At 67.4% G+C, this 20,319-nt stretch carries 14 protein-coding genes; 8 read left to right on the top strand and 6 right to left on the bottom strand.

What is annotated here, in order from left to right; genetic code table 11:
* Positions 1-4 precede the first annotated feature (4 nt).
* From FOY91_RS11810 to mobF, 4 genes are all read left to right on the top strand, one after another.
* On the top strand, positions 5-247 hold the full coding sequence (locus tag FOY91_RS11810; RefSeq protein WP_145151921.1) for a hypothetical protein: 243 nt from the start codon (positions 5-7) through the stop codon (positions 245-247).
* A 481-nt stretch (positions 248-728) separates the two neighbouring features.
* Positions 729-1,019: a hypothetical protein gene (locus FOY91_RS11805; protein WP_145151918.1), complete on the top strand. Its 291-nt coding sequence runs from the start codon at positions 729-731 to the stop codon at positions 1,017-1,019.
* Positions 1,009-3,336 (top strand): type IV secretion system DNA-binding domain-containing protein, encoded by a 2,328-nt coding sequence (locus FOY91_RS11800; RefSeq protein WP_145151915.1) that lies wholly within the window; start codon positions 1,009-1,011, stop codon positions 3,334-3,336. The genes FOY91_RS11805 and FOY91_RS11800 overlap by 11 nt, the downstream gene beginning before the upstream one ends.
* 10 nt (positions 3,337-3,346) lie before the next feature.
* Positions 3,347-6,289, top strand: coding sequence for a MobF family relaxase (mobF, locus tag FOY91_RS11795; protein WP_145151912.1), 2,943 nt, complete (start codon positions 3,347-3,349; stop codon positions 6,287-6,289).
* Between the two features lie 46 nt (positions 6,290-6,335).
* Here mobF and FOY91_RS22005 read toward each other — a convergent pair whose 3' ends face one another.
* Both FOY91_RS22005 and FOY91_RS22000 read right to left on the bottom strand, forming a co-directional pair.
* Positions 6,336-6,644 carry an HNH endonuclease gene (locus FOY91_RS22005; RefSeq protein WP_203234554.1) on the bottom strand — a complete coding sequence of 103 codons (309 nt, stop codon included), beginning with the start codon at positions 6,642-6,644 and terminating at the stop codon, positions 6,336-6,338.
* Positions 6,645-6,878: 234 nt separating this feature from the next.
* A complete protein-coding gene (locus FOY91_RS22000; RefSeq protein WP_203234553.1) occupies positions 6,879-7,334 on the bottom strand; it encodes a hypothetical protein in 456 nt (151 codons plus the stop codon).
* Here FOY91_RS22000 and FOY91_RS11785 point away from each other — a divergent pair.
* A complete protein-coding gene (locus FOY91_RS11785; RefSeq protein WP_145151909.1) occupies positions 7,334-9,073 on the top strand; it encodes a class I SAM-dependent methyltransferase in 1,740 nt (579 codons plus the stop codon). The two genes, FOY91_RS22000 and FOY91_RS11785, sit on opposite strands and share 1 nt — an antisense overlap.
* Before the next feature lie 140 nt (positions 9,074-9,213).
* Here FOY91_RS11785 and FOY91_RS11780 read toward each other — a convergent pair whose 3' ends face one another.
* The 4 genes from FOY91_RS11780 to FOY91_RS11765 all read right to left on the bottom strand — a co-directional run bounded on the left by FOY91_RS11780 (position 9,214) and on the right by FOY91_RS11765 (position 15,998).
* Positions 9,214-9,615 carry a DUF4268 domain-containing protein gene (locus tag FOY91_RS11780; RefSeq protein WP_145151906.1) on the bottom strand — a complete coding sequence of 134 codons (402 nt, stop codon included), beginning with the start codon at positions 9,613-9,615 and terminating at the stop codon, positions 9,214-9,216.
* 533 nt (positions 9,616-10,148) lie between these two features.
* Positions 10,149-12,359, bottom strand: coding sequence for a DEAD/DEAH box helicase (locus FOY91_RS11775; protein WP_238995646.1), 2,211 nt, complete (start codon positions 12,357-12,359; stop codon positions 10,149-10,151).
* Positions 12,340-13,626, bottom strand: a complete 1,287-nt coding sequence (locus tag FOY91_RS11770) for an ATP-binding protein (RefSeq protein WP_145151900.1) — start codon at positions 13,624-13,626, stop codon at positions 12,340-12,342. The genes FOY91_RS11775 and FOY91_RS11770 overlap by 20 nt, the downstream gene beginning before the upstream one ends.
* Complete coding sequence (locus FOY91_RS11765; protein WP_145151897.1) at positions 13,623-15,998, bottom strand: tellurite resistance TerB family protein; 2,376 nt, start codon at positions 15,996-15,998, stop codon at positions 13,623-13,625. Before FOY91_RS11765 ends, FOY91_RS11770 begins: the two co-directional genes overlap by 4 nt.
* 199 nt (positions 15,999-16,197) lie before the next feature.
* Here FOY91_RS11765 and zorA point away from each other — a divergent pair, with 199 nt between their 5' ends.
* From zorA to FOY91_RS11750, 3 genes are all read left to right on the top strand, one after another.
* The gene (gene zorA, locus FOY91_RS11760; RefSeq protein ID WP_145151894.1) at positions 16,198-18,171 is read left to right on the top strand and encodes an anti-phage ZorAB system protein ZorA; all 1,974 of its coding nucleotides are present in this window, start codon (positions 16,198-16,200) and stop codon (positions 18,169-18,171) included.
* Positions 18,172-18,176: 5 nt separating this feature from the next.
* A complete protein-coding gene (locus tag FOY91_RS11755) occupies positions 18,177-18,893 on the top strand; it encodes an OmpA/MotB family protein (protein WP_145151891.1) in 717 nt (238 codons plus the stop codon).
* The coding region (locus tag FOY91_RS11750; protein ID WP_145151888.1) for an EH signature domain-containing protein at positions 18,881-20,319 on the top strand (1,439 nt) is incomplete at its 3' end. The genes FOY91_RS11755 and FOY91_RS11750, both read left to right, overlap by 13 nt.

Here is a 20,319-nt window from a genome sequence, read left to right as displayed (position 1 = left end):
GACGATGACTTACTTCAGCCCGATCAGCACCAACGACAGCAACACCGTGCTGGAGCACGAGGCCTTCATGGCCGCCTATGCCAAGGCAAGCGCAAGGGCGGCCTACAGCTACTTCGACCAGCACATCATCCGGACGGACGATGCCTGCTACTGGGTGGCCGATGAGGGGGATTACGAGACGCTGATGCAGGACCTGATCGACCGGATCGTCCACACCGTGCCCGCCGGCCGGGATGACGAATACTGACGACGGAGGGGGCGCAACGCTCCCTCTTGTCGTGCTCGTCCAGAGCCCATTCCTCATCGCTTTTCGTCGTTGAACTGCCAACTGGTTGACCCGTCCGAACAGCCTTCCACCCCGCGGCGTAAGTGCTTCGATCGCCAGGCTTCGAGCACCGCCTCACGCAGCCCTGGGCTCCTCCGGTAACGACTGATCATCCCGGGTGTCAGGCAGCGAGATCACCGCCACGATCAACCTCGGGGCATAGGGGGACAGGGAGCACACCTTACGCGGTGCACCGCAGGAATAATGTAGCTTGGTCAGTGGCTTAGCGCGTGACCACCAATCGCGCCAATCATGGTCAAAGACCACCAGATCACCATTGATCACCAGCCCAGGAAAACTGCCGAAATCCGGCCGCTGGTCCTTGACGCCGAGCTCGTGTTCCGTCTATGTTCTCTCTGCCTTGCGTAGTGCCCACCACGCTCCATGCGAATGGATGCGTGACATGCAACGACGATTTCAGCTTGCCTGCTATGTGACGGACGACCTCTGCACCGCCTTTGCGGCACGGGCTCGGGCGCGGGATCTGACGGTCGCGGCAGCGCTCCGCCAGCTCGTCATCAACGACGTGTTCGGGGTGGCCTACGACCCGCGCGAACAGCGCAATCACATCCTCTTCATGACGATCGCGATGGACGGCTTGCTGACCGAACATCCCAATCCCGATCTCCGGTCTCGCCTGATCAACGAATGGCAGGAGCGCGTCGCTCGGGAGGACCAGTCCCATGCGGCATAAGTTCACCAACTTCACCCGCGGCAGCCAGCTGCTCGGCCACTTCGGCTTCATGTTTGCCGCCGGCCTCAAGGGGCCGCTGATGGTGACGGCGGCGACCTTCACCGGCCTGTGCTGGTGGCGGGTGTCGGCGGCGCTGTCCGACCATGAAAGCTATCTCTGCTGGATGCGGCTTTATGCCGGCATCTACACCTGGTTCGAGTTTGATCCGGCCAAGGCCGTCAACCTCGAGACGCTGTCGGGCGCGCACGTCCTGCTGCCGATGTCGCACGTCACGACGCACCCGATCGTGGTGGCCGCCTGGGACCGGATGACCTCCGCTGCCGGCACCGCCGCGATGCTCGCTTCGATCATCACCGTCCCCGCGATCGCGGCTTTCGCCTGGCTGGCAGCCTGGTTCGGCCGGCGCTCCAAGGAAAGCCGCCACGAGCGCGGCGCGACCCTTGCCGAACTGCCCGCGCTGGTGACCGAAATCGAAGCGCATAACGCCCGCGAGCGGGCATCCGAATATCGCCGCCTGCTGGGCTCAGGATGGCGCTATGCGTCCGCGGCAGAACTGCGCGAGGCCGGACTGTACGAGCCCTATTCGCTTGCCGGCGTGCCCTACCCGTGGCGGCTCGAACAAAGCCACGCGATGCTGATCGGGACCACTGGCACCGGCAAGACCGTCGCCTTGCGTGATCTGCTCGCACAGGTCCGCGCGAAGGGTGCGAGGGCGGTCGTGTTCGACCTGACGGGCGCCTTCATCGAGGCGTTCTTCGACGAGGCGACCGACACCATCCTCAATCCGCTCGATGCGCGCTGTCCGATGTGGTCGATCTTCGAGGATTGCAGCGATGAGGCCGAGCTGACCGCCGCATCCGAAGCACTCGTGCCGCACGATGGCGGCGGCTCCGAACAATTCTGGGTTCTCGCCGCACGCATGCTGTTCGTGGAGATGTGCCTGAAGCTTCTCCGCGACGGTCGCGCGACAAACGAGGCGCTCAGCACCGAGCTGATGACCGCCAGTCTCGCACACGTCCACAAGCTGATGGAAGGCACCGTCGCCGACCCGCTCACCGCCCCAGAAGCAGCCCGCATGGCGGAGTCGATCCGCGCCGTGTTCAACGCCAATGCCAAGGCGCTCCGGATGCTGCCGACGACGGGCAAACCCTTCTCGGTCAAGCGCTGGGTGACCGGCGACAGCAAGCCCGGCGCAATCCTCTTCGTGTCCGCGCGCTACGTCGACATGTCGGTCGCATCGCGGCTGCTGACGGTGTGGATGGACACCGCGATGAACACGCTGATGACGCTCGAACGATCGAGCGACCTGCGACTCTGGTTCCTGTTTGACGAACTGGGCGCGTTGCACCGCCTGCCTGCCATCGAGAAGGGCCTGCAGACCGTGCGCAACTATGGCGGTGCGATCGTCGCCGGCGTCCACGCTTATGCCAAGCTGAAGGAAACCTACGGCGAGAACATGGCGATGACGCTTTCATCGCTCGCGCGCACCAAGCTGTTCCTGGCGACCGCCGACCGGGAGTCCGCGACCTGGTGCTCGGACTTCATTGGCCACCGCCAATATCGCGAGATGGAGGAAGGCTATAGCTATGGCTACAATAACGCTCGCGACGCCGTCAGCCTGACCCCGCGGCGCCAGATCGAGCCGCTGCTGCTCCCAGATCAGCTCATGAACCTGCAGCGGCTGCGCGGGTATCTGAAGTTCCCGGACGGCTTTCCGGCAGCCCCGATCCGGCTCACCTATGTCGACTTCCCGCGCCGCGCGGAGGCCTTCGTCGCGCGACCCAAAGTGCCGTTTACGGCGACCGGGAACCGGAATGACGGACGTCCAGACGAGCCTCCGGCCGACGGCGCTGATGCACCCGGTGCGACCGACCAGGGGCCGGGTCCGAGCAGCGGTGCTCGGGAACAATCGGTCCCGTCAGACGCCCGATCCGGCCCCTTGTTCGACTATGCCGATCAACGTCCCACAGAAGCTCCGGTCCAGTCGGCGGACGTGCCTGCCAGCGCGTCCAATCCTGCACTGGCGCCGCTACGCCCGGCCTTCATCAAGCCTCCGATCCCGCCTGCATCGCACGCGTTGAAGATGAGCGGAACAGCACCGCGCGGCGGCCAGGGAGAAGACGCTGAACCGGCGACCCGTCCCGCGTCCGGGAAGGAGCGATCTCCCGTCACGCCGCCACCCAGCACTCCCGGAACTGTCGACCCGGGGCGCGGTGTACGGCCCCTCCCCGGCCAGGAAAACATCTCGCTGCGCGAGCTGAAATCCGGGGTCGCGCCGGGCGACACCCCGGTACCGGACGACGGCATCGAGCTCTGAGAGGTGTGCCATGCTGTCGGTCGCAACCGTCCGCTCCGCCAAGGGCGCCGCCGGCTATTTTGCCGCCGATAACTACTATTCGCCCGGCGAAGCCGAGACGTCGGGCGAGTGGTTCGGCAAGGGCGCAGACGCGCTCGGGCTTACTGGGGCGGTCGACAAGGAGACGTTCGAGGCGCTGCTGAAGGGCAGCCTTCCCGATGGCTCGCAAATCGGCAATCCAGACCGCCACCGCGCCGGCATCGACCTCACCTTCTCCCTGCCCAAGAGCTGGTCGCTGCTGGCTCTTGTGGGCGGCGATCGACGCATCCTCGACGCCTATCGCGCAGCAGTGAAGGAAACGCTCGGCTGGGCCGAGCGCAATGCCGCCGAGACCCGGATGGAGGTGAAGGACAAGGAGAAGGTGGTCGCCACCGGCAACCTGATCGTCGCCCTGTTCGAGCACGATACCAGCCGCGAGCAGGAGCCGCAGGCGCACCTTCACGCAATCGTGGCGAACGCCACCCAAGGGTCGGATGGCAAGTGGCGCGCGCTCCACAACGACAAGCTCTGGTCATTGAACACCCTGTTCAACGCGATGACGATGGCGAGCTTCCGCGACAAGGTGGAGGCGCTGGGTTACGCTGTCAGCGACCGCGGCAAGCATGGCAATTTCGAAGCCGAAGGGATCGGCCGCAACCTGATCATGGCGTTCAGCACGCGGCGCCAGCAGATCCTCGCCAAGGTCGCCGAGATGGCGCAGAAGACCCCCGAGGCGTTCGCGGCCGCGACGCTGATGACACGGTCGAGGAAAGCACCCGTCGCAGACCGTGAGGCGCTTTACGAGGGCTGGCGTGAGAGCGCCCGAGCGGCCGGTCTCGACCTTCCCGGACTGATCGAGCAAGCACGGGCGCGGGAAAATGCTGCGCCATCTCCGTGGGAGCGTCTGGCAGTGGCTGCGGGTACCGCGACGGCACGCGGGCGCGAGCTCGTCGGTGCGCTTTCTGATCGGCTCGGCCTTGTTAGGTCCGATCCCTATTTGCCCCGCAATATGCGCTTCAAGGGTCCGGCCGAGGTCGCCGCAGCGCATGCAGTGGCCTCTGCGCTGCGTCACCTCGAGCAGCGCGAAGCCGCGTTCAAGACCACCGACATCTACAAGGCTGCGCTGGACATAGGCCTGCCCACGGGCATCGATCAGATCGAGGCGCGCGTGGCCGCCCTCACGCGAACCGGTCAGCTCGTTCCAGGTACTGGGCGCGCCGAGGACATGATGACGACGGCCCAGGGTCTCGCGGTCGAGCGACGGATGCTCTCGGCCGTGGATGCAGGGCGCGGCGCCGGCACCAGCTTCCTGCCTCTCGGCGATGCCGGTGCCGCTCTGCGCGACAAGGCGCAGTCCAATTCAGGTATCGTGCTGAACCCCGGTCAGGAGGCTGCAGGCGTCCTCCTGCTGTCCTCCACCGACCGCATCATCGCCGTCCAGGGTGTCGCTGGCGCGGGCAAGAGCAGCATGCTGGCCCCCGCTGCCAGGCTGATCGAGGAGAGCGGCCAGAAGGTGCTGGGGCTCGCCGTCCAGAACACGCTCGTCCAGATGCTCGAGCGCGAGACCGGCATTCGGTCGATGACCGTTGCGCGGTTCTTGCGAGCCAATGCACCGGTGCTCGGCGAGCGCCCATACACGGGCGCGCTGACCGAGGCGCGGGCGACGTTCGGCGGCACCGCCATCCTCGTCGACGAGGCCTCGATGCTGTCGAACGCCGATCAACTGAAGCTGGTCGAGCTCGCCAACCTGCTCGGCGTCGGGCGGATGGCCTTCGTCGGCGATGCGAGACAGCTCGGCGCGGTCGATGCAGGCAAACCCTTCTCAGTAATGCAGCAGGCCGGCGCGACCACCGCGCACATGCCGCAGAATATCCGCGCGCGCGGCGAGGCCGTGAAAACGGCTGCGGCAGCGGCGCAGATCGGCAATGTCGAGAAGGCCATGGCCGCACTGGAGCCCTTTACGATCGAGGCACCCGGACGCGGTGCTGAGGAAGCTGCGGGAAGATGGCTGGCGCTGGCACCGGACGAACGATCGCACACCGCCATCTATGCATCTGGTCGACGGTTGCGGGGCGACATCAACCGCACGGTTCAGGAAGGCTTGCTGGCACGCGGGGAGATCGGTCCGGCGAGCCTCGACTTGACCGTGCTGGAGCGGGTCAATCTCACCAACGAGGAGCTGCGGTACGTCCAGAATTATGCTCCCGGCATGGTGCTCGATGTGGCGGAACGAAGCGACGGAGTTCGGCTGGCTAAAGGTCGCGCTGAGGTCGTGGCGGTCGACCCGACGGCGGGCACGGTCCGGGTCCGCGGCGCCGATGCAAAGGAGCGGACGTTCCGGCCTGATCGGCTCAGACCCACGCGCGATACCGGGCTGCAGTTGTACGAGCGCAAGGATCTCACGATCCACGAACGCGACCGCATTCGCTGGACCGCCAGCGATCATAAGCGTGGGCTGTTTAACGCCGACCGGGCGCAGATCGTCGGGATCGATCGTGGGGTTGTCAGCATCGAAACCTCGCTCGGCGTGAAGCTCGAATTCAAGCGGGATGACCCGATGTTGCAGCGGCTCGACCTCGCCTATGCACTCAACGCTCATATGGCGCAGGGACTGACCTCCGACGCCGGCATCGCGGTAATGGAAACGCGCGATACCAAGCTCGTTAACCAGCAGACCTTCCTGGTCACGGTCACGCGGCTTCGGGATACGCTGACCCTGATCGTTGATCGCGCGGATGGCCTGCAGCGTCAGCTTGTTCGCAACGCTGGCGGCAAGACCTCGTCACTCGAGACTGCCGGCGGCATCCCTCGCACTGGACGACCGAGCGCGGCGAACAATGGCAAGGATAGCGGGGCTGATAAGCCGACCACGACACCCGAGAAGGCGCTCGATATCGACACCGCCCGTGGGAAAATCTTCGAGATTGGGATCTGAAAACGAGATGGGATCTAGTCTCCGGCTCGGCAGCACAGGTCCGAACTCATCCGAGATATGCATTGTCCCGATGCCAGCGTAACGCCTCGGAGGACGGCGGATCGAAGCCGGCGATCGGTCGTGCCAGCGTCGTGCCCTGCATTGCATAGTAATGGACGCCGTTGTCGAAGTCGGCCTTTAGACGCTCTGACACGGCAAAGCGAAGCTCGCTATCGAAGGTGACATAGCCTCGATCGAACAGCTTGTGGATGTCCGTTCGCAGCAACAGGCCGTTGGACACGGCGTGCTCGCCTCCCGAGGCGAAAGATCGAATATGAGCCGCATCGAGGATCGGCAGCGTCCGCTCGCCGGACACGGCGCAGCGTCGCCCATAGCCATCGGTAACTGCGAGGCGAAAGGCTCCCTGCCCCAGGCGCCGTCGCATCACCGTCGGACTACCGAACCGGTCGCCGGTTGAAACCTGAGGTGCGGCTGGCGTCGCGGCTAATCGCTCTTGCACCTCCCGCCACAACGCCAGCCCATCAGGCTGATCGGTGGAGTAGCCCCGGCCAACAACCGTGTTGGCCGAGAAGTTTGCGGGTGTCGGTATTCAGCGGTCCGCGGGCCAGAAGAATGGCTGCGTCAGGATCCTGCACCCAATGACGGGGTCTTCCCGATCGCCGAGCGGTCGCACACGCTTTAGCTTCGCGATGGTGCTGCGCATCTCGCCCAGGCTTTCATTGCCATTCGCTTCGCCGAACGCCTCCCAAGCGAGCGATAGCGGCGCGAGGCTCGCATGCTCGAATACACCGCCGCCTGCGATCGCGTTCCAGGGCGCCTTCAATTTGAACAGAAACAGGTCGCCAGGCTTCAACGCCTTGAACTCGCCTGATCCGGACGGCTGCCAGAAGTTCACGTCTGCCGGATGCAGGCTCGCCAGGTGGTCAAACCACGGCTTGTGTGTCACACCGACGAAGATCCCAACCACCGCGAAAACATCGCTCTGGGTAACATCATTGGCAACCCTGTTGCGTCCCGCCGACGCATCGTGGACGCTCCATCGCAATGAACGATCCCGCTTTTCACGACCCTGTCGCGGCCTACGACGCGCAGGCTTCCAGTCTCGCGGCGGAGTATGAACGCGTCGACCAGATTGCCTACCGGTCTACCTTCTCCGACCTCATCCGGCTTGGCGCCGACCACCTTGCCCTTGATGTCGGCGCGGGGTCGGGACGCGATGCCGCTTGGCTGGCTGCACTGGGCTACGACGTGGTCGCTGTTGAACCCGCAGCCGGCATGCGGACGGAAGCTCGCAAGTTGCACCGCAACGATCACATCCGGTGGCTCGATGATCGGCTGCCTGGGCTGAACGCCACTCACGCGCTAGCCCTTTCTTTTGACCTGATCCTGCTATCGGGCGTGTGGCAGCACGTCGCGCCTCATGAGAGACAGCGCGCGTTCCGTAAGCTCGCCACGCTACTCAAACCGGGCGGGCTGTTGATCGTTACGTTGCGCCATGGGCCGGCGCCACCCGATCGGCCCATGTATGATGTGACGACTGGAGAGATCGAGGCGCTTGCTCGGAACCATGGCCTGACGATCGCCCGCGTCGCTCCCGCGTCAGATGCGCTAGGACGCCCTGGCGTAGCATGGACCACCCTCGCCATGACCTTGCCCGATGACGGAGCAGGAGCGCTGCCGTTGCTGCGAGGGATCGTCCTGAACGATGACAAGTCCTCAACCTACAAGCTCGGTTTGCTGCGGGCGATCGCGAAGATCGCGGACCGGACACCAAGCTTTGGCGTGCCGCACCCCACTGACGATAGCGTCGAAGTGCCGCTTGGTGCCGTAGCGCTAAACTGGGTGCGCATGTATCTGCCGCTCGTACGTTGCGGCTTGCCCCAGATGCCCGGGAACGCCGGTCCGGACGGGCTTGGCTTCGCGAAAGAAGGCTTCCGGGCTCTTCTGGCCGATGGGATAGCGCCCTTGGACTTCCGGGTGGGCGCCACCTTTTCCGGTGAGCGCGCCAAGGCCGTGGCTGGCGCGATCGCCGACGCATCGCGCACGATTGCCACCATGCCCGCGAACTTCATCCGCTACCCGAACTCGGAGCAGCGCGTGTTTACCGCCGCGACGGCTCGCTCGTCACGTGGTTCGGCAATCGCGCTGGGTACCGACGCCTTGGGCGCGTTCGGCAGACTCGCCGTTCCCGGACATGTTTGGCGGACGATGCAACGGCTTGGCGTCTGGATCGAACCGGTATTAGCGGCGGAATGGGCGCGCCTCATGCGCGGCTACATGGAACGGCAAGGCAGAAGCACGGTTCCAGGCGAACTTGAGGCGGCCCTGGCCTGGATAGAACCTCGACGTGATGTGTCGGTTGCGCGCGATATAGCAGTCGACAGGCTCCGGCGGGGAGAACGCCTGCACTGCGTTTGGTCGGACCGGCCGCTGTCAGATACGACGCTCGACATTGATCATTGCCTGCCTTGGTCGGCGTGGCCCTGCGGTGACCTCTGGAACCTCATGCCGTCGCACCGAACGCTCAATCAGCGGGAGAAGCGCGACCTCCTGCCCAGTGCGAACGCGCTAGCCGCCGCGCGGACCGCGATTATCACTTGGTGGGACAACGCCTGGATGAGCAATGAAGCGCTAGCTGCTCGGTTCGCGTGCGAAGCCGGGGCCGCGCTGCCCGTCGAGATGACCGCTACCCGCGACGCGATATTCGACGGGCTGACTTGGCGCCGTCTTAGACTAAGGCAGGATCAGCAGCTCACCGAATGGGCAGGACTTCCAATTAGCTGATCCAATGTCGTTCACCGTCCCTGGTGAGTGAAGCGTGATGATTGTCTTCCTTAAACATGTTGAACTCTGGAGCCTAAGGTCGGCGCTCTGCCAAGCTTGACCGTGTTCCGGATCCCCTAAGTCGCGATCAACAGTCGCGATTAGTCGAGGCGTATTCCAAAGCTTCGCTGAAAATGCCTCATCATTCCGATAGCCCACGCGTGCTGACTGTCCCAGTTCCGATCTGCATAGCCAGCCATCAACGCCGCGCGGACGGCGCTTTTTCTTTGGCCGGCCTTTTTCTCCCACAGGAGCGTCTCTCCAACCTCCTCCTCGATAGCGAACCGGTCAGCATGCAGCCTAGCGAGTTTCGTTCCGGCGTCGTCGTCCTCGTTGTTGAGGTTCACTTGGATGCGGTGCCGCGTAACGCTGAGACTGACATGTGATCTCCGGTCGAGCGGCTCCAAGGGCGACCAGTTCCTGCCTGGGCGACGCACGGGAAGTCCAGCAATCTGCGCCTGTTTCGTGAAGGCAGCGAGATAGCGCGTGAGTTCATCGCTCATGCCATCCGATGTCTTCGACGGGCTTCCGCTCGTCAACCTCTTGATAGTCACCTCCTATCGGCCTTCAGGTCGCTCTCGGTCTTTGGATCGGCGGCTTTCTTCGGACGCCGGCGTGTCGTGTTGGGTCGATCCGCCACTTGACCGTCGGGCGATGACGCGTCGGTCGCGCCAGTGGTCGAACGCCTTGCGAGCGACGTTCGTCAGCATGGGTGCAAACAGCTGGAGCGCCGCAGCGTAGAGGCGATGGCGCATCTTGGTATCGGCGTCGAAGTACTTGCCGATTGCCTCCGCGAGAAAGAAGCGCCTGTAGCCTACCTCGTGGCGATGTTCTCCCGAACGTACAACTTGGGTTTGCCGCAGCTTATATATGGGCGAGTTTCGTGCGCACGTCATCTGCCGGGAAGCCCGCCTTCTGGCATCGACCGGGGCGGTCATGGCTGCAATGGCATATTCCTTATGTCGACGAGTTCATGGCGGGCCACCGCCGGTCTCACCGGTCAGAGGTCGAGACCGCCCGGGCTCCGACGCCGCCTTCAAACGCGCTCGAGTGCCTCAGCAAGGACCGTAATTGCCTCCTGCCGTACCGGAACATTACGGGCTGCCCAAAGCCGTCGAAGCAGGTTCTCGTCGACGAACTCATCCAGCTTCGCCGAGCGGAGGTTCTCGACGAATCCGGAAAGGCTCTCCACCGACGGGAACTCAATGACGGAGGCGAGCAGGCGGACGAGCTCGTCGGCGCCGCACTCGACCGCGATGATCCCGACGTCGTTCGCCTCGCACTCCACGCCGGCGGCCTGCACGAGGATCGCAAGGAGATCGTTCACGGCGGTCCCGGCCCAGGTCATGAGGTAGGCGTCGCCGCCGGCCTCGACCACGCTCCGGGTGTCCACGCCGAGCCGGCGGTATGCCGAGCGTGCTTCCGCCAGGAAGGCCCGTGCTTGCGGATCTGCGTAGCTGGGCTCCTCCGCGTCCTCGAGGACACAGCGCATCATCTTCGACAGCCGGCCATGCACCGCCTCGCCGGTCACGGGATCGAACTTGGGTAGGCGCCCGGAGCGGTGCGGCAGCACCTCCAGCACCTTGGCGCGGTCGTCGACGGCCTCGACGCGCCAGCGCCGGCCGGCGAAGCCGACCAGCGATCCGATCCCGAGCACGTTGGAGATCGGCACCGTTCCAAGGGTGCGGCCGCTGGAGACCAGCCGCCACTCCTCGTCGGTCTGGAACACCGCGTAGAAGTCCCGTCCCTCCGTCATCCGCTCGCCGGCGGGGCCGAGCATCAGCAGCCCGTCCGACGACTGCTCCAGCAGGTCCACACCCTGCCGTCCGACGCCGCGAAGCAGGTCGGCGTAGTCGCCGGGCTCCATCCTCAGGTAGCTGTCGCGTCCGCAGATCGCACGGTGCGCGGCGGCAGGGCGGATTCCGCCGGCGGACGCTATGGTCGAGAGCGTCTGGTGCAGCGCGACTGTCGCGAGGGACGGGTCCAGAGTGGCGGGCTCCACGAATCCCTCGAGCAGGAGCCGCACGGCCGCGACCGCCCGTACCGTCCCCAGCCGCAGCTGGTCGAGCGGGTCGGAGTCGGCGGCCAGGTGCTTCTCGCGGACGTAGATGCGCAGCACGGCTGGTTCGCCCCGCCTCCCACTTCGGCCGAGCCGCTGCTTCAGGCTCGCGAGCGACTTGGGCGCCCCGATCTGCGCGACGGAGGCGACGCTCCCGAGGTCGATCCCGAGCTCCAGCGTCGTGGTGGCCACGGCCGTCGTCGGCAAGTCACCGGCCTTCAGCCGCAGCTCCAGCGTCTCGCGCAGCTCCTTGGAGAGGCTCCCGTGGTGCGGGAAGAACTCCTCCGGCACGCCGTTCCGGACGCAGCGCTGGCGCAGCCGGTCGGCCAGCGCCTCGACGGTCCGGCGCGAGCCGCCGAAGACGAGGTTGTTGGACCCTCGCAGGTGGCCGTAGAGGTGGTCGGCGATCCGGCTGAGCGCATCCTGGGCGCCGTCCTCCGCCAGCTCGTCGATCCCGTCCGCGTCGGGCGGCTCGGCATAGCCGCGGATCTGCAGCTTGAGGCCTGGACCCTTCGCCTCGGACCGGAGCACGACCGCCGCGTCCGGCCGGGCGGGGTCGAGCCAGCGCTTGCCCGACGTCTCGTCGCCGAGCGTCGCGGACAGGCCGACCCGGCGGGGCCGCGAGTCGCACAGCCGGTCCACCCTTCGCAGCAGCGACGCGAGGTGGAGGCCGCGCGGGCCCTTCAGGAACGCGTGCAGCTCGTCGATGACGATCGACTGCAGTCCCCGGAACAGGTGCGCGGCCTCCGCCGGCCTCCGCAGCAGCAGCGCCTCGATCGACTCCGGCGTGATCAGGGCGACGCCCTCCGGCCGGCCGAGCAGCCGCCTCTTGGCGCCGGCCGGGGCATCGCCGTGCCAGCGCGTCAGGGGCAACTCCAGACGCTCGCAGAGCAGCTCCAGGCGCCTATGCTGGTCGTTGATCAGGGCCTTCAGCGGACTGACGTACAGCACGCGCAGCCCGCCGGGCCCCGCCTCCGCCGCCTGCGTGAGCAGCGGCAGGAATGCCGCCTCGGTCTTGCCCGACGCGGTCGCCGCCATAATCACTACGTCCGAACCCGAGCCGAGGATGGTCCGGGTCGCCTGGTCCTGGATGTCGCGCAGCCCCGTCCAGCCCTGCTCGCGGATCCACCGCCGGACCTCCCGATGGAGCCGGTCGAAGGACGTGGCCTCAGATCCGGAGGTCGACAAGCTCGTCGTCCGCCTCCTCGTCGCTGGCATCCTCCTCGGCCTCGGGCGCCACCCCGCCGAGCAGTTCGCGCCAGTCCGTCTCGGGGTTCTGCTCGAGCACCGACAGGAACTGCACGAAGGCCTTGATCGTGTTGCGGGGCGTCCGGAAGTAGGCCTCTCCGATCCGCCGGTTGCAGTGCTCCATGAATGCCGTCAGCGCCTCGTCGGGCACGAGGTGGGCCGCCGGATCGTCGAGCGCGAAGACGGCGCGGATGTTCGAAAGAAGGATCAGAAGGTCCTCAGGCGACAGGCTCTGCAGCCGGAGCACCGGTCCGCTCATGTCCACCCGTCCATCGGTGGCGAAGCTGTTCTCGGCTAGCCGCGACTGCAGCGCGTGGTAGCTGTAGAGGCCGCGGCGGCTGTCGAGCAGGAAGTCGGGCGTGCCCCCGAACACGAAGCCGAGGCCCTCCACGTTCCCCTGCAGGACGTCGTTGAGCATCCGCAGGATCTGCTCGTAGTTCTGGTTGCGCGCCTGCGAGCTCTGCAGCTTGTAGAGGTTCACCATCTCGTCGAACACCACGAGCATGCCGGCGTAACCCGCGATGCGCACGAAGCCCGAGAGCAGCTTGAAGGTGTCGTAGACGTCGGAGTCGTCGATGATGCTGCGCACCGGCAGCGCCTGCCGCGCCTCGGTCTTGGTGGCGTACTCCGCGCGGAGCCAGCGGAGCGCGGACGACTTGAGCGCGTCGTCGCCGTCCTCGTGTCCCCGCCAGTACGCCTTCAGCACGGCGGCGAAGTCGTGGCCGCCGAGCATGTCGAGGAGCGGCGCGAGGCGGCGGTCGATGGTGCGCTCGACCGGGCTGCCGGCCGCCTCGGCCTCGCGCACGCACTCGGTGACGAAGCGCTCGACGACGCTCGGCAGCGCGCCGCCCTCCGGCCGCGTCCGCGTCGCCATGTTGCGGACCGCCTCCGCGTAGAGCCCCCTCGCCTGCCCGCCGGTGGCGTGGACGCGCCGGTCGGGCGCCAAGTCTGCGTGGACTGTGACGCACTTCCGCTCGAGCGCGATCAGGCGCACGAGGTTGAGGAAGAAGGTCTTGCCCGCGCCGTACTCGCCGATGACGAAGCGCATCGATGAGCCGGTATCGGCGATCCGGTCGATGTCGCGCACCAGCGCCTCGACCTCGCGGGAGCGGCCGACCTGGATGTGGCGCAGCCCGACGCGCGGGACGACGCCGGCCGATAGCGCCTGCAGGATCAGGTCGCGGTCCTTGCGGCGGATTGAACTCAAGCTGAGGCTCCCAGGGATTCTAGCTGATCGATGACGTCGGGCGACACCCGGACCGCGTCGTCATCGTCGAGGACCGGCTCGCCGAAGCGGTCGAAGCCCCACTCGTTGATCGTCTCGATCGCCCCGTCCGGCATCAGCCGCAGAGCGGTTGCCGCCGCATCGAAGTCGTCCCTACCGAGCGGACCGGCGAGGAGCGCGAGCAGCAGCTTCGAGTGCGGAGCGTCGAGACCGTCGATTGCACCCGCCTCGGCTGGAGCGCGTGCGGCCTGCTGCTGCGCCTCCGGCTCGTCCTCCACGAAGATCGTCGCCAGCAGCGCCGACACGCGCGTCGTCTCGCCCCGGATACGCTCGAGCCTGGCGGCGTCGATGGGGACGGCGCCTGCCGGCCGCTCCGGAGGGATGGGCACGAGCCGCTCGGCGCCACCGGTGGAAACCGTCACCGGACCCGCGTCCTCGGCGCCGCGGTGGAGCGAGGCGTAGAGCGCCGCGGCCGGCAGGCCGAGCGCCGCATGGAGGGCCTCGAGGAACTTGACCTCGTCCGGCTGCACCGTTCCGTCCGCGAGCACCGCCTCGACCGCGGACGCCGCCAGCGCCACGCGCTGTCCGGGCGCCACCTCGGCAAGGCGCTTCAGCGCCGAGCGGACCTTTGGCGGGTCCGCGGCGAGCGCGCGACCGCACGCCATGAGGCGCGCCACCTCGTGCTCCGACAGGTCGGGCAGCGAGCGGAGCCGGCGCTCGACCGTGTCGAGTTCCGCATCGACCACCTCGCCGTCGGAGGCGGCCGCCAGCATGCCGATCTCGACCATCGTCCGCGCGGCGGCGTACGCGGGGCGCTCGTGATCCACGGGTCCGCCTCCCTGCATGGCGAAGAGCGCGACTGGCGCTTGGGCGCGGAGGCTCGAGCCTGGGCCGTACCGGCGGTCCGGTTCGCACCCATGGTGGAGCGCGTCGAGGGCGGTGACGATCTGCCTGACCAGACTGGCGGACAGCTTGTCGGCCCCGGGTTCCGGCTCGATGTCCAGCATCCGCGCCAGCTCGGCGGCCGTCAGCACGCCGCGACTGGTTCCCGACACGATCACGGCGAGCTTCTCGCGGCACGAGGTCAGGCGGGCGCTGCCCTCGCGCAGCTCGGCCGGCAGCAGGAGGTCGGCGCGGAGCATGCCGCGCGCTTCGGGTTCGCGTCCGAGCAGGCGGCTGAACTGGGAGAGGTCCTCCATGCAGAGTTCCAGCAGTGCCCGTAGCGGCCCGAGGACGCCCATGGTCCCCGACACGTCGGGCAGCTCGCCGACGTCCAGGCTGGCGGTGAACTTGCCGCTCGCGGCCCGGTACTCGTGCTTGAGCGTGGCCCTGGGTCGCCGGATCGTGAGGCCCTCGGGATAGCGCGCCGCAAACCGCAGCGACCACAGTGCCCGCAGCTCCTCGAAGCATCGCTGGCCGGGCGTACGCAGGTAGACGTCCGGGAGCGCCAGGACCCAGCGCAGCGCATCGTCGGCGTCGAAGGCCTTTCCGTCGCGGAGCCTGCGCCCGAGGCGCACGCGTACGTCGAGCGGGATCTCAAGGTCGTAGTTCTGGGCGCATGCCGCGGTCGGCGGCGCGTCGTCCTGGTCCTCGTAGAGGGCGGACAGCGCCAGCAGCCTGCCCGCGTAGGATCGGAACGAGTGGTTGTCGCCGTGGAGCGCAAGGAGCCGGCGGGTCTCCGCCAGGATCGGTGGGGCCTCGTCCCTCGAGTCGTCGAGCAGCAGGCGCTGCTCCAGGCCGTAGAAGAACACGAAGACGTAGCCGACGGGGATGGCCCGGTCGTCGCGGCCGCCTTCGAGCCAGGAGATGTAGGTCGCCCGCGCGCGCGGATCGAGACCCTGGTAGGACGGCCAGTAGTCGAGCGTGGTGCCGTAGGGGTCGCCCCGCGGATCGACGCGCAGCGTGGGGTCTATCCGGGACTGGTCGTGTCGCGGATCGTAGCGGAGCGGCGTGCCATGGTAGACCATGTCCGCGGTGAACGACCTTCCGCCCGCCGAGATCGTCTCGGGAGCGGGGATCCAGCGTGGCGTCGCCCTCCCCTGGGCCGCAGGCGCGGCGACCGGCGACGCCGGGGCCGGTGCCGCGGGCGTTTGACGCCTGCGCTCGTGGTCGATCGCCTGCGCGAGGGTGGAGAACGAGTAACCGCCGGAGACGTAGCGACCGCTGGCGTCCGCGCGTACGCCGGGATGCCCGGCGACCTCTGCGGAGGGCCGTTCCTCGGAATGCGTCGGCGGCGCAGGCGGCGCGGCGAAGCGGGCGTCGGCGGACTGGCCGTCGTCGACGGCGTCGTGTCCGCCCAGCATAGCGCCGAAGCGCCTCGCGACTCGCGCGAGCCAGCCTCCCGAACCTTCCATGACAGCCCCCTCGCTGACGATGCTGTCCTATTTACCGGCCGAATTCCATAGCCTTCGGCCTTGGGGGTAGTACATTCTCACAAGTGGCCAGCGGTTAGTCTTTGAAACGCCGGCGATCTTGTAGCAGCATGCCGACATCCGGGTCGTCTTCTCCGGACGGAGTGGCGCCGGGGGGCGTCGCCGGGGGGATTGACGCTAGATGATGTTCTCGGATGTTCCGATCGTACCGATCTTGGTCGCCATCTTCCTGATCGGCTTCGCCGTCGGGTTCGTGCGCTACTTCCTGCTGCCGGCGAACCATCTTGGCGCCACCCTCGACGACGTGGCCCGCAAGGTGGAGGCGGCGCACGCGGCCGGCGGGCGGGACCTGACCCCGTGCTTCGCGGCCGACGTCCCACTGGCGAAGATCTGGCAGGAGTACCGGGAGACCCTCCATGCGCAGAAGGCGCTCGACCCCGCGACCGGCGAGCTGGTCGAGGTGGCGGTGCGCTCGACGGTGCCCTCGGAGATGTACCTGTCGCCGCACGCCGTGATCGACAACCGGGTGCACGCCGAGTTCTTCAAGCACCTGCCGGGCATCTTCACCGGCATCGGGATCATCGGCACGTTCTTCGGTTTGCTCAAGGGTCTCCGGGCTTTCGAGATCTCGGAGGACGCGGGCGTCGTTCGCCACAGTCTCACCTCGCTTCTCAATGGCGTGAGCGAGGCGTTCACGGTGTCTGCGTTCGCGATCCTGCTCGCCATCCTCGCCACCGTCGTGGAGAAGTACCGCCTGAACGGTCTCTACGGGAAGCTCGCGCGGTTGAACCACGGCGTCGACGCGACCTATGAGGCTGGCGCTGGTGAGGAGTATCTCGCCCGCCTCGTGTCTTCGTCCGAGGAGTCCGCGGCGCAGACGCGCATCCTCAAGGACGCGCTCGTCGCGGACCTGAAGGAGATCCTCACCGACCTGGCGGAGCGGCAGATCGCGGCCACGAACGAGCGGTCGGGCGAGTTGGGCAGCTCGATAGCCAGTGCGCTAACGACCGCACTGAAGGAGCCGCTCGACCAGATCGCAGGCGCCGTCGGGCAGGTCAGCCAGGACCAGTCCTCCGCGGTCACGCACCTGCTGACCGACGTGCTAGCGAGCTTCAGCGACCGGCTCGAGGGCATGTTCGGCGGGCAGCTGTCGGGCATCGGTGACATGCAGCAGCGCACGGTGGAGGCGATGCAGACCGCCGTCGACCGGCTCCAGGAGCTCACCTCGAACATGGAGACCGCTGGCACCCGCGCCACCGACGCCATGGCCGCCAAGCTGCTCGAGGCGGTGCAGTCGGCCGAGAGCAGGCAGGCCTCCATCACCGAAGAGCTGCGCACCGCGCTCGGCGAGATGCGGGCCGGCCAGGGTGCCGCGCAGGACGAGACGCGCGCGAGGCTGGAGGAGATGCTCGGCGAGCTCGGCCGGAGGCTGGCCGAGGCGGTCGCCGGCGTCGAGCGCCAGGCGGACGAGCGCTCGCGCCGCCAGACGGAGGAGGACGACCGCCGGTCGGCCGACACCGCGCGCCACGTGGGCGGGATGGGCGAGAGCGTGGGCGCCCTGACGAACAACGTGGACGGCATGCTGGACGCGGTGCGTGAGATGGTCTCCCGGATCGAGGCCACGACCGCGAACGCCTTCGCGAGACTGAACGGTGGCGCGGATACCCTGCTGGCGGCCGCGGGAAGGTTCGAGGCCTCGGGCCGCGAGGCCGCTGACGGCTTCTCGCGCATGGCGGCGGTCACCACCGGGCTGACCGATGCCGCCGGTAGCGTCGCCGGCGCCGCCCGCAGCCTGGACTCGGTGGTCACCGACTACCGCAGCGCGCGCGATGCCGTCGCCACGATGCTGGAGGGCTTGAGGCAGACGGTGGAGGTCGCGTCACGCGAGGCGTCGCTGACCGCCGACGTGCTGTCGCGCATCGAGGGCGCGGCGCAGAGGCTCGCGTCCGCCCAGCAGGAGGCGGACGGCTTCCTGGACGAGGTGGCCCAGGTCATCGCGACCTCGCACGAGAGGTTCTCCGACGGCATGCGGGGGACCGTCGTCGAGGCCAACCGCCAGTTCCACCAGGAGCTCAGCCAGGCCACTGGCCTGCTGAAGGAGGCGATCCAGGAACTGGAGTTCGCGCTACCGGTGGGAACGCGGAAGGTGGCGTGAGCTGAATGTTCGGACAGCGCATCAGTGTCGCCCACCGGGGTCGCGACGACGGCGAGAAGCCCTTCTGGATCTCGTTCGCCGATCTGATGACGGCTCTGATGGTCCTTTTCCTGCTCGTCATGAGCGTCGCCCTCCTAGCGGTCACCCGGACGATCACGGAGCAGGAGCGACTCGAGAGCCAGCGCCAGCAGGCGATCGAGCGGCTCCTGGGCCGCATACAGAAGGCGGCGGATCGGCAACCCGGCGTCCGCGTCGACCGCAACCGCGCGGTCATCGACTTCGGCGATCGCGCCAGGTTCAACACGTCCAGCCACACGCTGAGCCCTGACCAGGAGCGTCTGCTGCGCGCCTTCGTACCCGAGGTCCTCGCGATCGCGCGCGACGCCGCGGGCCGCCGCTGGCTCAAGCGAATCGTCGTGGAGGGCTTCACCGACCGGCGGGGTAGCTACCTCTACAACCTCAACCTGAGCCTTCAGCGCAGCCAGCGGGTGCTCTGCGCGCTCATGACTGCGCCAGGCGCGGGCGAGCGCGTGATGAGCCGGTCGGAGCTGGAGGAGATCAGGAGGCTCTTCCTGGTCGGGGGCTATTCGTCCAATTCCGCCAGGGAGTCCCTCGATGCCAGCCGCCGCATCGAGCTCCGGCTCGAGTTCTTCGGCGTCGAGGAGCCGACCGCCCCGGCCGTGGCAGCGTACGACGGGGAGTTCGGCGCATGCGCCCTCTGAGCCCCCGCGCGATACGGCTCGGCGAGCGCATGCGCTCGTTCGGGGACGCGGCCCTTCGCAATGTGCCAGAGCCCGACCTCTCGAGATTGAGGGCGGAGGTCCGCCAGCTGAGGGCGATGCTCGGCGGAGCCGGGTCCGGCTCGGGTGCAGCCCCGGACCGCCTACGCGAGCAGGTCTCCAGGTTCAGGGAGACCGGCAGGCTTCCCGACGTGAAGGCGGCACGCCTCGTATGCTGGGGCACCACGCTGCGCGATCCGCAGGCGTCGTCTCTCATCGAGGATCCTGACAGGTTTCCGAACCTGATCCATGAGGTCGATGGTTTCCGCGATCTCCGGCGTCCCTACCGCAGGTGCTGGCGCGGACTTCTTGATGGCTATGTGCGCTACGACCCGGCCGACGCGGTCGAGGCGGGACGTCGCAACTGGACGATGCTGCGCGAGTACCTCAACGACAACCTTCCGATGCTCGAGCGCCAGGGCAGTCCGCCGGACTGGCTAGCGACGATCGACGGGCACCCGAACCTGCTCGGGGAGGCGCCGTGCGACCGGTATGGGTCCGCTCTTCTGGAAGGCGATGAGGAGGTGCTCGAGCCATTGAGGCGCGATCTCGGGGTCGGCGACTCGTCGTGGCTGATGCGCCGGATCTTCGACGCGCAGATCGACGCCGCCGTGGCCTACGACGACGCGCGGCTCAGGCGGGTGATGCCGCGGGTCGTCGAGTTGATCACCGGACACGACCTGCTCGCGGATAGCGCGCTGGCGCGGGTGCTGGACCGGTACGCGAGGTGTGCCGCCGTCGAGGTCGACCCGGTGCTGCGCGACCTCTCCGTCGCGCGCTGGGGCAACCCGTGGCTCGAGAGGAACGACACGCTTTGGACCGGCGTCGGCGACGCCGCGCGCCAGATGGTCTCCTCGTGGCTGAAGCTGTCGCTCATCGAGAAGTTCTTCTCGCTCCTCTCCGAAGACCGCCTGAACGACCAGCGCCGGGTTGCCTTCTGGAAGGGCTATGTCGACCGGATCGACGACATGCACTTCGCGCTCGGCGAGGCGGCATACCGGAACCCGACGCCCGACTTCCGGGCGCTGCGCAAGGCGATGGCCGGACGGCTGCTGCGCCTCGACGACGCCGGCACAGCCCGCAACAACGCGTTCATCATGCGGATGGGCGGCCGCGTCTTCGTGGAGTTCGGCGAAAAGGGGAACGCCATGTTCGCCTTCAACGCGGCGGGGGCGCCATTCGACCTCAAGCGGCCGTCGATCTCCGGCAACAAGTCGGCGCTGAAGCATCCTTCCCACCTGGCCCGGATGATCCACACGGACGTCGGTGGCGAGCGCTGGGAGCGCAAGATCGAGCGCCGCATTTCCGAGCTGCTCGGCGGCGCGCCCTCGCTTGGAGCCCGTCCGACGCAGCCCCCGGAGCCCCGACC

This window comes from Alterirhizorhabdus solaris (assembly GCF_007785815.1).
GTDB classification, from domain to species: Bacteria; Pseudomonadota; Alphaproteobacteria; order Sphingomonadales; family Sphingomonadaceae; genus Alterirhizorhabdus; species Alterirhizorhabdus solaris.
This window is presented reverse-complemented; position numbering and strand designations above follow the sequence as displayed.